General features: G+C 39.2%; 11 protein-coding genes. 2 read left to right on the top strand and 9 right to left on the bottom strand.

What is annotated here, in order from left to right:
* Nucleotides 1-81 precede the first annotated feature (81 nt).
* Nucleotides 82-1,551 (bottom strand): IMP dehydrogenase, encoded by a 1,470-nt coding sequence (gene guaB, locus KFZ56_RS00055; RefSeq protein WP_222639207.1) that lies wholly within the window; start codon nucleotides 1,549-1,551, stop codon nucleotides 82-84.
* Nucleotides 1,552-1,719: 168 nt separating this feature from the next.
* Here guaB and KFZ56_RS00050 point away from each other — a divergent pair, with 168 nt between their 5' ends.
* Nucleotides 1,720-2,682, top strand: coding sequence for a YaaC family protein (locus KFZ56_RS00050; protein WP_222639205.1), 963 nt, complete (start codon nucleotides 1,720-1,722; stop codon nucleotides 2,680-2,682).
* Between the two features lie 5 nt (nucleotides 2,683-2,687).
* Here KFZ56_RS00050 and KFZ56_RS00045 read toward each other — a convergent pair whose 3' ends face one another.
* Nucleotides 2,688-3,902, bottom strand: coding sequence for a carboxylate--amine ligase (locus tag KFZ56_RS00045; protein ID WP_222639203.1), 1,215 nt, complete (start codon nucleotides 3,900-3,902; stop codon nucleotides 2,688-2,690).
* A gap of 276 nt (nucleotides 3,903-4,178) precedes the next feature.
* Here KFZ56_RS00045 and KFZ56_RS00040 point away from each other — a divergent pair, with 276 nt between their 5' ends.
* Complete coding sequence (locus KFZ56_RS00040; protein WP_222639200.1) at nucleotides 4,179-5,072, top strand: DMT family transporter; 894 nt, start codon at nucleotides 4,179-4,181, stop codon at nucleotides 5,070-5,072.
* Nucleotides 5,073-5,252: 180 nt separating this feature from the next.
* Here the strand turns inward: KFZ56_RS00040 and gyrA are convergent, their stop codons facing one another.
* The 7 genes from gyrA to dnaA all read right to left on the bottom strand — a co-directional run.
* A complete protein-coding gene (gyrA, locus tag KFZ56_RS00035) occupies nucleotides 5,253-7,709 on the bottom strand; it encodes a DNA gyrase subunit A (RefSeq protein ID WP_222639198.1) in 2,457 nt (818 codons plus the stop codon).
* Between the two features lie 78 nt (nucleotides 7,710-7,787).
* On the bottom strand, nucleotides 7,788-9,710 hold the full coding sequence (gyrB, locus tag KFZ56_RS00030; RefSeq protein WP_222639196.1) for a DNA topoisomerase (ATP-hydrolyzing) subunit B: 1,923 nt from the start codon (nucleotides 9,708-9,710) through the stop codon (nucleotides 7,788-7,790).
* Between the two features lie 54 nt (nucleotides 9,711-9,764).
* Nucleotides 9,765-10,043 carry an extracellular matrix regulator RemB gene (gene remB, locus KFZ56_RS00025; RefSeq protein ID WP_222639194.1) on the bottom strand — a complete coding sequence of 93 codons (279 nt, stop codon included), beginning with the start codon at nucleotides 10,041-10,043 and terminating at the stop codon, nucleotides 9,765-9,767.
* A 19-nt stretch (nucleotides 10,044-10,062) separates the two neighbouring features.
* Entirely contained in the window at nucleotides 10,063-11,181 is a 1,119-nt protein-coding gene (recF, locus tag KFZ56_RS00020; RefSeq protein WP_222639192.1) for a DNA replication/repair protein RecF, read from the bottom strand.
* Nucleotides 11,182-11,206: 25 nt separating this feature from the next.
* Nucleotides 11,207-11,428: a S4 domain-containing protein YaaA gene (gene yaaA, locus KFZ56_RS00015; RefSeq protein ID WP_222643836.1), complete on the bottom strand. Its 222-nt coding sequence runs from the start codon at nucleotides 11,426-11,428 to the stop codon at nucleotides 11,207-11,209.
* Between the two features lie 377 nt (nucleotides 11,429-11,805).
* On the bottom strand, nucleotides 11,806-12,942 hold the full coding sequence (gene dnaN, locus KFZ56_RS00010) for a DNA polymerase III subunit beta (protein WP_222639191.1): 1,137 nt from the start codon (nucleotides 12,940-12,942) through the stop codon (nucleotides 11,806-11,808).
* Nucleotides 12,943-13,123: 181 nt separating this feature from the next.
* A partial coding sequence (gene dnaA, locus KFZ56_RS00005; protein WP_222639189.1) for a chromosomal replication initiator protein DnaA occupies nucleotides 13,124-14,467 on the bottom strand: 1,344 nt, incomplete at its 5' end.

Raw genomic sequence — 14,467 nt, 5'->3', positions numbered from 1 at the left:
TCTCTTATTTTACCACAGAAAAAAGAGAAAAAATAGATGGGTAATGTACCCATCTATAACTTTTTTATTTTAACGACAGTACTATACCGAATAATTCGGTGATTCTTTCGTTATTTGTACATCATGTGGGTGGCTTTCTCTCAGGCCTGCTCCTGTAATACGGATAAACCGCCCGTCATTACGCAGGGAATCAATCGAACTTGTACCACAATAGCCCATGCCTGAACGCAAGCCTCCAATTAATTGGTGAATGGTGTCGGCAATCGGCCCTTTATAAGCGACTCTGCCTTCAATACCTTCTGGGACAAGCTTCTTCACGTCAGCTCCTTCTTGGAAGTAGCGATCTTTGGAGCCAGCTTCCATGGCACCAACGGACCCCATGCCACGGTAAACTTTGTATTGCCGTCCTTGGAAAATTTCTGTTTGGCCAGGGCTTTCAGCAACCCCTGCAAACATGCTGCCGACCATCACAGCATGTGCACCTGCAGCTAGTGCCTTCACAATATCACCGGAATATTTAATTCCACCATCTGCAATGATTGGAACCCCGTACTCCTCCGCAACAGTAGCACAATCATGGATTGCTGTTATTTGTGGAACACCGACACCTGCAACAACACGGGTGGTACAAATCGATCCCGGGCCTATTCCTACTTTAACGATAGATGCACCCGCTTTAATTAATTCTTCCGTTGCTTCAGCTGTAGCTACATTTCCGGCGATGATCGTAAGTTCCGGATAAGTCTCCCGAACAGCCTTCACTTGATTTATAACGCCACCTGAATGCCCATGTGCTGTATCAATAACAATAACATCAACACCGGCATCAACTAATTTCTCAATCCGCTTCATACCATCACCAGTAACCCCTACGGCAGCACCTGCAATAAGTCTACCTTGAGCATCTTTGGCAGCATTTGGGAATTCAATGACCTTTTCAATATCTTTGATGGTAATTAAGCCTTTTAGAATCCCTTTTTCATCTAAAAGTGGCAGTTTTTCAATTCTGTGTTTTTGCAGCAGCTCCTCAGCCTCTTTTAATGTTGTCCCTACTGGTGCTGTGACAAGGTTTGTACTTGTCATAACCTCGGAGATCATAATGGAATAATCCTGGATAAAACGCAAATCTCGATTCGTCAAAATACCGACTAATTTTTGCTCCTCAATGGTATTCACAATCGGTACACCTGAAATGCGGAATTTACCCATAAGATGCTCGGCATCATATACTTGATGCTCTGGGGTCAAGAAGAATGGATTGGTTATCACACCACTCTCCGAACGTTTGACACGATCCACCTGTTCTGCCTGATCTTCAATCGACATATTTTTATGAATGACACCAAATCCGCCTTGACGGGCCATTGCTATCGCCATTTCTGCTTCCGTTACAGTATCCATCCCTGCACTAATAAAAGGAGCCTTCAGTTTCAGATCATCTGTCAAGGTTGTTGCAATTTGTACATGCTTTGGCAATACATCTGATTTATCTGGCATGAGCAACACATCATCGAATGTTAATCCTTCTTTGGCAAATTTATCTTCCCGCATCTTTATCCTCCTTCAATTATGAATTATGAATGCGAATAGGCAACTTGGTTAAGCTACATAAGTAATGCTTATTTTCATTTACAATACGCCATCCATAAAGCTTTTTCAAGTCGATACTTAAAAATAATTGGATTCGAAATTTTATATTATTTCACGAGGAGAATCGTCATGGAGAAAAGGACAGTGGAATCACTTTATACCTATTTACGAACACTGCAAACAAGCCAGATCTTTTTGAAAAAATGCTACAGGGATCTGCCCAATAGCGATGCAAATGCCAAAAGCTTTGAAAACAGTGGAACATTTATGTATTACCTGGATCATGGAAGTATTTTTTTAACAGAAGGGGAGCATGCAGATATTCGGTTGAAGCCAATGTTATATTTTTATGGCCTCGTCCATTTGCTAAAGGCATGCCTCCTTACAAACCGCCCCGATTATCCGGAATCCACAGCAGTCCTGGCGCATGGTGTAACGGCCAGAAAACGTAAGAAAAAGAACTATTCTTTTACAGGAGATGAAGTGAAAATCCAACAAAATGGTCTATTCTGTTATGCCTACAACCACCTATTCCATGCAGAAACCCCGCCATTCCAAAAGATTAACATGAATCTATTGCTTGGATTAATCCCTGAAATGAATGATTTTTACTCCTATCGGAAAGAGGTAAAAAGTATTTCGATCGGTAAAAAAGGAGCCACAAACATAACGTTTCCACTTCACCTGCTGGATAGCTATCATTTAACAAAGACCGCATTCATACAGCGTCTCCGTATTTATTTACCAGCTATGCTGGATATAAAAACTTCAAATGACCGGCTTCATATTAAACTGGAAAAACCATTGCAGCATATAACCGGTCCGTTTTACGTCCATCTTGATAAACAAGAAATATACTTTCCTTGTTCCCGCGACTATTACCTATCTATAAATGAAATCATGGTCCATTATTTATTATTATATAATTTAAGCATGATCAGCCGCTATGAGACAGAATATTGGGGAGAGCTTATATCCACCAAATCGGAACAGGATTATGCAATCATTTCCCATTACGTCAATATAGCCGCTGAAAAGATATATTTTTTAATCGGAGAATGGCTGTATGAAAGGGCCCCTGAAACGGAATGAAGCCTTTACCATTTATTATTCTTATATTTACGATAATAGTTGATTTGACGTATGAATAGATAGAGTTTTCGTTTAAGATTGCGATCCTTTTTGTAAAATAATGGGTTTCCCCATTTACCTTGTCTAATGAGCTGTTTTACATCCGCCAGCACCTTTTCGTTTCGGACAAACTTGCGAAGCACGATTTTAGGTACAACGGTAAATAAATGCTCTTCGTTTAGATAGGTTAGTGGCTTTTCCTTTCTGTAAATGCTGTCATCAACAATATATGTTGCCATATTGTGCCCGAGTGCAGTCACATAATAGCTGGATCTCCCTTGGCGAATATTTACCTCGAACACTTTAAATTTACCATCGCGGGTATCATATTTTAGATCAAAATTTGCAAACCCGACGTAGCCGACAGCTTCTAGGAAATGCTGTAATTTTTTCATCATTTCTTCATTATAACGTGAAATCACTGCCGTGTAATTTCCTATTGCAGTAGCCGTATGCTCTTGAAGTACGACTTGTCCAAATGTAACAAGTTGTGTCTGCCCTCCTGCATTTGCATATATAACGCTGTCCCACATGTATGTATCATCCCCTGGAATAAAATCCTGAATGATAAGCTCATCTTGATAACCACTTGCAGTGATCTTATCAATAACTTGCTGCACTTCTTCTTTCGATTCCACCCTATATACTTTTTGCTGCCCGTCAAATGAGTGATTGTAATAGGCAATGCCATTACTTGGTTTAATGATGACAGGATACATCATCTCTTCTTCGAAAGGTTTTGGGTGCTTACAATCATAAAAGTGAGTGGTAGGCGTATCAATACCATATTCTCTACAAAGCTTATAGAAATTCGATTTATTCTGAAGCTGATTCATTAACGATTCGTCGATTAAATCAAATACGAAATGTTCCTTTAATTGTGCTTCATTCTCAATCATCAACCGAATATATACGTCATTTGTTCCTACTAATAGAAGTTTTTTATCTGTAGGTTCAAGTTTCGTAGCCAGTGTAGTGAGTGTGGGTACAAACTGTCCTTCGTCTGCCAAGGTTGGGTGTATTTCTATTTTTTCAATGACAGAACTCAAATCGGTAAATGCCATTTGCTGTTTCCCAATTAAAATCGGTTTTACGTCATATGCCTGATGAAATGAGATAGCCATATTATAGGCATTGATATCTGTTCCAACAATAATCGGTATAAAAGGTAAATTACTCATTTTTTCCTCCTGAATTACTTGTTCATATACATACATAACTAGTATACCATTTTGACTTGTCAATGATAAATAATCGTTAATTAGATAGCAAATCATTTGGGATCCATCTACAAAAAGCAAACATTTCCCTAATCATACGAATCATTACGTAAATGTACGATATGTGTTAAACTGTTTTCCCAATTATCTTGTAGCATTTGACTTGCTTTTTCAGTCTTTTTACTATTACTATATGCCATAGTGACTTAATTGCTCAAGTTTGAAAGAGGTGTTCCTATGAAATCAAGAACGATAAATACATTACTTATCGCAGCTATTATTTGTATATCGTTATCCGCCATTTTCGTTCGATTATCCGATGCACCGTCAACGATAATGGGCATGTATCGCATGTTTCTTAGTTGTATTTTACTATTGCCTTTTGTCTTTAAACATATGAAAACCATACCCCAAATTAAAAAGAAGGAATGGTTCGCATTCATTTTTGCAGGTATCTTTTTGGGTGGTCATTTTGGCTTATGGTTTGAATCTCTAAATCATACGACTGTAGCCAGTTCTACGTTAATTTTAGCATCGCAACCTGTAATAGCTCTGTTTGGTGGTTTCATTTTCTTCAAGGAGAAGATACATATACGTACACTTATCACGATCGGAATTGCATTTATAGGTGTGGTAATTGTAGGAGGGGGTAATGTAAATTTAGGGCAAGGTGTACTATTGGGAAATATATTATCATTACTTGCCGTCTTTTCTGTTGTTTTCTATTTATTCATCGGACAAAAAAACGTCAAATACGTCAATCACTGGATATACAGCTTTCTCGTCTTTCTCATAGCCGGTTTAACGTTGCTGGTTTATAATGTCATTGGTAACATCCCTGTTACAGGTTATACAGCTAACGATTGGGGTGTATTTTTACTGCTTGCGCTTTTCCCATCAGCAGCACATATTATTTTTAATTTATTATTAAACTATGTCAATACAACAACTGTATCCATGGCCACACTCGGAGAACCAGTTGGAGCGTCTATTTTAGCAATGGTCTTCTTACATGAAATGATAACTGGCGTAGAAGTCATTGGCGGCTGTCTTATTTTACTCGGAATCTATCTCTTCCTCAAACAACAAAGTGGCTCCAATAAAGTTCCCGCTGATCAAGTAGGGGGATGATCTATACCCCTTCATTGCCAAACTTTATGATTAGAAAGCAAATAAGGTAACGCCTCAGACGAAATGATAACATTTGTCTTACTACGTTACCTTGTGTTTTATCTATTTTCGTTTATGAACAGGTAAGCGCTGATAAGCAGTTCCCAAACGCCGGTAAATCTCACCTGATCACTGTTTATTTTATTCTTTTTCCGCTTCTTCCTGCTCGTCTTCTTCCTCAATTCGCGTAACGGTTGCTACCTCTTCGTCTTCCTGCAAACGAATGAGGCGTACCCCCATTGTATTACGACCGGTTTCTGAAATACTCTCAACTGGAATACGTATTAAAACACCTGCTACCGTTATCAGCATCAAATCTTCATATCCGGATACAGCTTTTACGGCGACAACATGTCCGGTTTTATCCGATAATTTAGATGTAAAAATACCTTTGCCACCTCGGTTTATTCTCCGGTATTCTTCTTCTGGTGTTTGTTTCCCGTATCCTTTGTTCGTAACGTGAAGGATATTCGACCCTTCCTCCAGTATTTCCATGGAGACGACCTCATCTTCTCCTCGAAGCGAAATACCTTTTACCCCGGAAGCAGTCCTTCCCATGGTTCTAATTTGGGATTCCTCAAATCGAATAAGGTAGCCGTTTTTCGTTGCAATTAACATATCCTTCGTTCCATCGGTCAGCCGAACAGAAATTAATTCATCCTCTTCGCGCAGCCCGACTGCAATCAAACCACCTTTTCGGATATTTTTAAAATGGGAAAGGGACGTTCGCTTGGATATACCGAGTCTGGTCGTAAAGAAAAAGTAATAATCCTCACTGAATTCATTAACCGAAATGACGGCATTAACCCATTCGCCTTTTTCGACCTGCAGTAGATTAATAATCGGAATCCCTTTTGCAGTTCGGTTGAATTCGGGAACCTCATAACCCTTTGTTTTGTATACTTTCCCTTTGTTTGTAAAATATAGTATCGTATCATGGGTGGAGGTGGAGACAAGATGTTCCACGAAATCATCCTCGTTCGTACCCATTCCCTGAATACCGCGACCACCACGATTTTGTCTACGATAGGTTGATGCCGGCAGACGTTTGATATAACCCTTATTCGTAAGGGTAATAACAATATTCTCCTCAGGAATTAAATCCTCATCCTCGAAAAAGTCTGTACCACCAACAGCAATTTCTGTACGACGGCTGTCGCTAAAGCGTTCTTTCACTTCTGTCAGTTCTTCGCGAATGATTTCCAGTACTTTTTCCTCACTTGCTAAAATAGCCTTCAATTCAGCAATGAGAGCCATCAACTCACTATATTCATTTTCAATTTTTTCACGCTCTAGACCGGTTAAACGCTGCAGACGCATATCTAAAATAGCCTGTGATTGCTTCTCGGATAATTCAAAGCGCTCCATTAAACCCTCTTTCGCAATGTCCGTTGTTTTGGAATTTCGAATCAAGGATATAACTTCATCCAAATGATCCAGTGCAATACGTAAACCTTCCAAAATGTGGGCACGCGCTTCTGCTTTACGCAGTTCAAATGCGGTCCTGCGTTTGATGATATCCTTTTGATGTTCAAGATAATGCTCCAGGCATTGCTTAATGCTCAGTACCTTTGGTTGACCATTAACCAGGGCAAGTATATTAATACCAAATGTCGTTTGCAGAGCTGTATATTTATATAAATTATTCAAAACAACATTGGCATTGGCATCACGCCGGATTTCAATCACAATACGCATCCCTGTACGGTCGGATTCATCCCGTAAATCTGCAATTCCCTCGATTCGTTTCTCACGAACATGTTCTGCTATCTTTTCAATGAGTCTTGCCTTGTTTACTTGATAAGGTAGCTCTGTAACAATGATGGTTTCCTTGCCATTTGACTGTTCCTCAATATTAGCTTCTGCACGTATTGTAATAGAGCCCTTGCCGGTTTCATATGCCTTACGAATACCGCTTTTTCCTAAAATTTTCCCTGCTGTGGGGAAGTCTGGTCCATGTATATAATCTTCCATTAGTTCATCAATCGTTATCTCCGGATTTTCACTAAGTGCCAGTACCCCGTCAATGGTTTCACCTAAATGATGCGGTGGAATATTTGTTGCCATACCTACTGCGATTCCTGACGTACCATTTACCAGTAAATTGGGGAAACGAGCAGGGAAAACAACGGGTTCACGTTCTGTTCCATCATAGTTGTCCTGATAATCGACTGTATCTTTATTAATATCACGTAATAATTCCATGGAAATCCTGGACATTCTTGCCTCTGTATAACGCATGGCAGCTGCCGAATCGCCATCTACAGATCCGAAGTTTCCATGCCCATCTACGAGCATATAACGGTAACTGAAATCTTGTGCCATCCGAACCATCGTTTCATAAACGGCGGAGTCTCCATGGGGATGGTACTTCCCGATTACCTCACCAACAATACGTGCTGACTTTTTATGTGGTTTATCCGTATACATCCCTAAATCGTTCATTGCATATAAAATTCGCCGGTGCACCGGTTTTAATCCATCGCGTGCATCAGGTAATGCACGTGACACAATAACACTCATCGAATAATCAAGAAATGATGTACGCATCTCTTTACTAAGATTAATTTCCTGAACGTTTGATCGTTCCTCTGCCATTTAGTTCCCTCCTAAAACACAAGAGTCAGAATGTCGGGTCTTCTATCCGACCTCTGACTTTTACTTCTAACCTAGCTGTTATATATCTAAATTCTCGACATACTGGGCGTTTTCTTCAATGAAGATTCGTCTTGGTTCCACTTTATCACCCATGAGCATATCAAAGACCTGATCCGCATCCATTGCATCCGTCAAGTCTACCTGTAGCAATGTACGAGATTCGGGGTTCATGGTCGTATCCCACAACTGTGTGGCGTCCATTTCTCCAAGCCCTTTATAACGCTGCAGGCCTGGCTTTGGTGAATTTGGAATTTCACTTAAAATTTTCTCCATATCCGCATCATTATAGGCATAATGGGCTGTTTTTCCTTGTTGAATTTTATAAAGTGGTGGCTGCGCAATATAAATATAGCCATGTTCAATTAATGGACGCATATAGCGATAGAAAAATGTTAATAATAACGTACGTATATGCGCACCATCAACATCCGCATCCGTCATGATAACCACTTTATGATACCGTGCTTTCGTGATATCAAAATCCTCTGCGATCCCTGTACCAAGTGCTGTAATCATCGAACGTACTTCTTTATTCGATAAAATCTTGTCCAAACGTGCTTTTTCCACGTTTAAAATTTTACCCCGCAATGGAAGGATCGCCTGAAAATGACGGCTGCGTCCTGTCTTGGCAGAACCACCTGCAGAGTCCCCCTCCACAATGTACAATTCACTGATTGCCGGGTCTCTGGATGAACAGTCAGCTAGTTTTCCTGGCAGGTTGGAAACTTCCAGTGCGCCCTTTCGTCGTGTTAATTCACGTGCCTTTTTTGCTGCCATTCGAGCCCGGGAAGCCATAAGACCCTTTTCTACAATAATTTTTCCGATAGATGGGTTTTCAAATAGAAATTTGGAAAATGACTCACTAAATACGGAATCGGTAACGGTACGCACCTCACTGTTACCAAGTTTTGTTTTGGTCTGTCCTTCAAACTGTGGATCCGGATGTTTGATAGAAACGATCGCTGTCATTCCTTCACGTACGTCATCGCCGGAGAGATTGGGATCATTTTCCTTATATAGATTGTTTTTGCGTGCGTAATCATTAATTACTCTAGTCAAGCCGGTTCTGAAACCAAATTCATGGGTACCACCCTCATACGTATGAATATTATTGGCAAACGAATAAAGATTGCTTGCAAATCCATCGTTATATTGAATGGCTACTTCTACAGCAATCCCGTCATCTTCACCTTCTGCATAGAAAGGCTCATGCAAGACATCTTTCGTCCGGTTAATATATTCAACATAGGAACTAATACCACCTTCATAATAGTAACTTACCGGCTCCTCATCGCTTCTTCTATCTTCCAACGTAATTGTTAAACCTCGATTTAAAAAGGCCAATTCACGCAGGCGCTGAGCCAATGTATCATAATCAAATGTTGTTCCTTCTGCAAAAATCTCCGGATCCGGGTTAAAGTGTGTAATCGTCCCTGTAATATCCGTATCGCCAATGACTTCGATTTCGCCTTGAGGGGCACCTTTTTTAAATCCTAAAAAGTAAATTTTCTCATCACGGTGGACATATACTTCCAAATTACTAGACAAAGCATTAACCACGGAAGCCCCAACACCATGCAGCCCGCCAGATACTTTATATCCACCGCCACCGAATTTACCACCTGCGTGAAGTACGGTCATAATAACCTCAAGAGCAGGCCTTCCGGTTTTTTTCTGTACATCAACAGGGATACCACGACCATTATCTTTTGTCGTGATACTGTTATCTTTTTCAATAATTACTTGAATATGATCACAATATCCGGCTAGGGCCTCGTCAATACTATTGTCAACGATTTCCCATACAAGGTGGTGCAATCCCTTTTCACTTGTTGTTCCAATGTACATTCCTGGTCTTTTACGAACTGCCTCCAATCCTTCAAGAACTTGAATTTGGTCAGCATCGTATGCCTGGTTCTCATCTCTGTCTTCCATTGACATATTTTCACATCCATTTCCTGACTGATAAGAAAAATTTTCCATATTGAAAAGTGTTTATTCTATTTCCTCTGAAAAATCATCTAATTTACTAATTGTTGAAATCATACTTGCTCGTTTTTTTAAGGTAGCAACAGATAATGTGCTGTAATAAATAATTTCCGTCGTAATCATGACCGATTTGGCATCATGCATTGATCCAACAACCCTTTTTTGTTTGTTCCATTCAGTCATCATCTCTTCCATAATGGAAGATGAATCGATTAAATCATAATCAACGATCGCAATAACATCACTCGATCTGATCACATGATCATTGCCTATATGAATAAACATAGGCGCGTGCCCCCTTGAATCATATATCTATTTCTCCCTCGTTTACCTGAAACAACTCAGCCTTTCGTAATGTTTCATGGTTAATTCCATCAACGCTTGTTGTCGATACAAAGGTTTGAACTTTTCCGTGAATGGTATTTAACAGATGTGATTGCCGGAAATGATCCAGTTCACTTAATACATCATCAAGGAGCAAAACAGGGTATTCCCCGACTTCATTATAAATAAGTTCAATCTCTGCCAATTTCACAGATAAAGCGGTGGTTCGCTGCTGTCCCTGAGAACCATAGACTTGAACATTTTTATTATTCACATAAAAAATCAGATCATCGCGATGAGGTCCGATCAATGTTGTTCCACGTTCGATTTCTTTTTCCTGTATTTCTTGAAATTTATTTAAATAGATCGTTTCTATTTTCTCCTTATTTGCCTCTTCTGATACCTCAATTGTGGGATCATACCTGATTTCAAGGTCCTCCAGGTTGCGACTGATACCATGATGAATTGGCTTGGCCCATTTTCTCAGTAAATCCAGAAAAACAAACCGCCTCTCCAGCAATATTGCAGCATGTTCAATTAGTTGTTCGGTTAATACATGCAGCATTGTTTTATTGTTATCGGGATTTGCCTGCCGCTGCATTTTCTTTAATAAATGATTCCGTTGTTTGATTAATTTTTGATATTGTGCTAAATGATAAATGTACCTTGGCTGAATTTGCCCCAGTTCCATATTGATAAATCGTCTGCGATTCTGCGGAGAGCCTTTCACAAGTGTTAAGTCCTCCGGTGCAAACATCACTACATTTAATGCACCAATATAGTCACTTAATCGTTTCTGTTCCATTCGATTTAACTTTGCTTTTTTCCCTTTAGATGAAATAACAACTTCAAGTGGAAACGTCTGGTTGCGTTTGGTAATCCTACCCTCTATTTTAGCATATTCTTCGTCCCAAAGGATAAGTTCTTTTTCACGTGGGGTGCGGTAGGATTTCGTAAAGGCCAACAAATATATAGCTTCCATCAAGTTGGTTTTCCCTTGTGCATTTTCCCCAATAATAACATTGACTTTATCATCAAAAGGAATATCCAATTTTTGGTAATTACGGAAATGTTTTAAGTTAAGTTGATCAATGTGCATGCAGGATTCCTCATTCTTTCTGCGACTAATTGCTCTTTGCTACGATAAATGATCCAACATCTTGAGCTTTGACCACATCACTTGGGTAAAGCTTCCTTCCGCGTCGATGTTCCCATTCGCCATTTACCAAGACGCCTTCTTCCTGCAGGAATGTTTTGACCATTCCACCGGATTCAAGTATGTTCGCAAGCTTGATAAATTGACCCAACGTAATAAATTCCGTATTTATTTCAATTTCTTCATGCAATTCACTCACCAAGTTTCATTTCATCATTTTTGTTATTTGGCTTTAAACGTTTCATATATCTATTTTACTAAAGTTTTAGCATTTAGGGAAGGTAAACCCCTCATTTTATTTAAAAAATGCTCATTTGGCCTTTAATTTGGCTTTTATCGTAAAAAAAGCCCTTACCCCAAAAAAGATAAGCGCTTTTTTATGTATGTTATAGCATTAAACATCGAAACAGCGACGTAATGTGCCATTCTCTTTCCAAGCATTGGTTGAAGCATTCGCTACGCTCAACTATCATTAGAACGAGAACCTTCTCATAAAGTTACTTTCACTACGTCACAGTTTTTATCACATACGAAGATTCTCCAGAAAAAAGGTGAATCATGTTTTTCTCAATAGGTTCTAACTGGAAGAATCAGTTGTAAAATTGGATCTTCGTTGGCTGGTTGAATGATAAATGGCCGCATAGCACCGGTAAATTCTATTTTTACCTCTTCATATTCAATCGCTTTTAATGCATCAATCATGTATTTGGAACTAAACGAGATTTTTAATTCCTCTCCCTCGATGGATTGAACGTTAATTTCTTCAGCGACTGTTCCAACTTCCGGCGAGTTACCTGTAATTTCGACTAAGTGATTACCTTCTGTTGACAATTTCACCACATTATTGCGTTCTTCTTTCGCCAGAAGGGATGCACGATCTATTGTATTTAATAATTCCTTCGTTTTTACATGAAGCACTGTTTTACTTTGTTCCGGAATAAGTCGTGATGTTTCTGGATAATTTCCGTCGAGTAAACGAGACATGAATTTCAAATGTTTCGTTCGAAATAGGATTTGATTATTCGTCACACTAATTTCAATAGATTCCGGCGTATCATCTAAAATTTTATTTAATTCACTTAAACTTTTTCCCGGTACAACAATATTGGAAAATTCGACGTTTGTCTCGTTTACAGGAATCTTTCGTGATGCAAGTCGATGGCTGTCGGTTGCTGTAAACGTTAATGTATTCTCGTTCAGCTTCATATGCACCCCTGTCAGGATTGGGCGAGTTTCCATTGTGGAAACAGCAAAAACCGTTTGCTTCGTTAAACTTTTTAATAAATCTGTTGGCAGTTCAAAGCTTTCATCTGTCTGCAAAGAAGGGAGCTGTGGATATTCCTCAGCATCTTGTCCATTTAAATTAAATTCCGCTTTTCCAGACCGAATGGTTAGTTTTAAATTTTCATCAGACTCAATTTCTAATGTCTTTTCTGGTAATTTGCGGACAATATCGGGAAAATATTTGGCATGGAGGACAATACTTCCTTCTTCAATAAGTTCGATATTTACATTTCCATCTTCTTCAGCTGGAATGTAGGATTCAATCGAAATATCTGAATCACTTCCTGTTAGTATAATGCCATGTTTTTTTGCTTCGATTTTGATTCCCGTCAGAATTGGAATAACAGTACGAGATGAGATTGCCTTCATAACATCTTGTACACTGGCAATTAATTGATCACGTCTGATTACAAATTTCATGAATGAATCCTCCTATAGACATACTTAATTATTTTTTATTATAAAATACAGTAATACCAGTAATAAGAGCTGTGATTATGTTGATAAGTAAGAGATAAACGTCTGAAACAAGTTATGCACATGTTGATAACTTGTGCATCGATCTGTTCTGTTTTACACATTATGCACATGTGGATTTTTCCTAAAATGATTTTAACTGTTCTTTAATTTCTTCGATTTCACTTGTTAAATTCGTGTCATTCTCCATTGACTTTACAATTTTCTCATGGGCATGAATGACTGTTGTATGATCACGTCCGCCGAATTCTTCCCCAATTTTAGGCAGTGAGAAATCGGTTAATTCACGGGAGAGGTACATGGCAATTTGTCTGGGAAAGGCGATTGCTTTTGTACGTTTCTTTGCAGGAAAATCTTCCAGACGAACGTTATATTTCTCTCCAACTGCTTCCTGGATGCCTTGAATGGTAATGGTTCTTGGTTTATTACTAGGGATGATATCTTTTAGGGCATCTGCAGCGAGCGGGGCGTCAATATCTTGATTAATCAAAGAAGAGTAGGCGACAACACGGATTAATGCACCTTCCAGCTCACGAATATTCGTATCAATTTGATTAGCGATATACAGCATTACCTCATTTGGAATATCCAGTCCTTCTGCCTTTGCTTTTTTGTTTAGTATAGCAATTCTCGTTTCCAAATCCGGTGGTGTAATATCTGTAATTAATCCCCATTCAAAGCGGGAACGCAAACGATCTTCGAGTGTCGGTATTTCTTTAGGTGGTCGATCACTAGAGATAATAATTTGTTTGTTTTCCTCATGTAATGTATTGAATGTATGGAAAAATTCTTCCTGTGTTGATTCTTTTCCCGCGATAAATTGAATATCATCGATTAATAGAACATCGACATTTCGATATTTATTGCGGAAATTTAACGTTTTGTTGTCCATGATGGCATTAATAAATTCATTGGTAAATTTTTCAGATGTCATATAGACAACCTTTGCTTCGGGATTGTGCTGTTGTACATAGTGCCCAACTGCATGCATTAAGTGCGTTTTCCCAAGACCAACACCGCCATAAATAAAAAGCGGATTATATGCTTTTGCCGGTGCTTCTGCGACTGCCAATGATGCAGCATGTGCAAAGCGATTTCCAGCTCCAATGACAAAGGTGTCGAAGGTGTACTTGGAATTGAGCATTGTTTTTGATACGTCTCCTGTATTTCCTGATGACTTCGGTTTCGGTCCTTTTTCTTCTTCCTCTGGCTGGGTAACAGAGTCCGGGATGATAAATTTTGTAGCTAATCGTGTCCCGGTAACATCTTCGAGAATATTGGAAATCAGTTCCGTATACTGTGTTTCTAACCAGTCTCTGGCAAATTCGTTTGGTGCGGAGATGATCAACGTGTTTTCTTCCAACTTTTCAGCCTTTGTACTTTTCAGCCAAGTTTCGAAGCTGGGTTTACTAACTTCTTCTTCAATCTTCTCTAGTGTAGCAACCCACAATTCGTTCAGGTTTTCCAT

It is taken from the genome of Virgibacillus sp. NKC19-3, assembly GCF_019837165.1.
In the GTDB taxonomy this organism is placed as follows: domain Bacteria; phylum Bacillota; class Bacilli; order Bacillales; family Amphibacillaceae; genus Virgibacillus_L; species Virgibacillus_L saliphilus.
Note: the sequence above shows the minus strand (reverse complement) of the source record. Positions and strands in the feature narration are given on the sequence as shown.

What these genes read in the sequence shown, in the direction of transcription:
- guaB (WP_222639207.1), bottom strand. Translation starts at nt 1,551, where the DNA reads ATGCGGGAAGATAAATTTGCCAAAGAAGGATTAACATTCGATGATGTG.
- KFZ56_RS00050 (WP_222639205.1), top strand. Translation starts at nt 1,720, where the DNA reads ATGGAGAAAAGGACAGTGGAATCACTTTATACCTATTTACGAACACTG.
- KFZ56_RS00045 (WP_222639203.1), bottom strand. Translation starts at nt 3,902, where the DNA reads ATGAGTAATTTACCTTTTATACCGATTATTGTTGGAACAGATATCAAT.
- KFZ56_RS00040 (WP_222639200.1), top strand. Translation starts at nt 4,179, where the DNA reads ATGAAATCAAGAACGATAAATACATTACTTATCGCAGCTATTATTTGT.
- gyrA (WP_222639198.1), bottom strand. Translation starts at nt 7,709, where the DNA reads ATGGCAGAGGAACGATCAAACGTTCAGGAAATTAATCTTAGTAAAGAG.
- gyrB (WP_222639196.1), bottom strand. Translation starts at nt 9,710, where the DNA reads ATGTCAATGGAAGACAGAGATGAGAACCAGGCATACGATGCTGACCAA.
- remB (WP_222639194.1), bottom strand. Translation starts at nt 10,043, where the DNA reads ATGTTTATTCATATAGGCAATGATCATGTGATCAGATCGAGTGATGTT.
- recF (WP_222639192.1), bottom strand. Translation starts at nt 11,181, where the DNA reads ATGCACATTGATCAACTTAACTTAAAACATTTCCGTAATTACCAAAAA.
- dnaN (WP_222639191.1), bottom strand. Translation starts at nt 12,942, where the DNA reads ATGAAATTTGTAATCAGACGTGATCAATTAATTGCCAGTGTACAAGAT.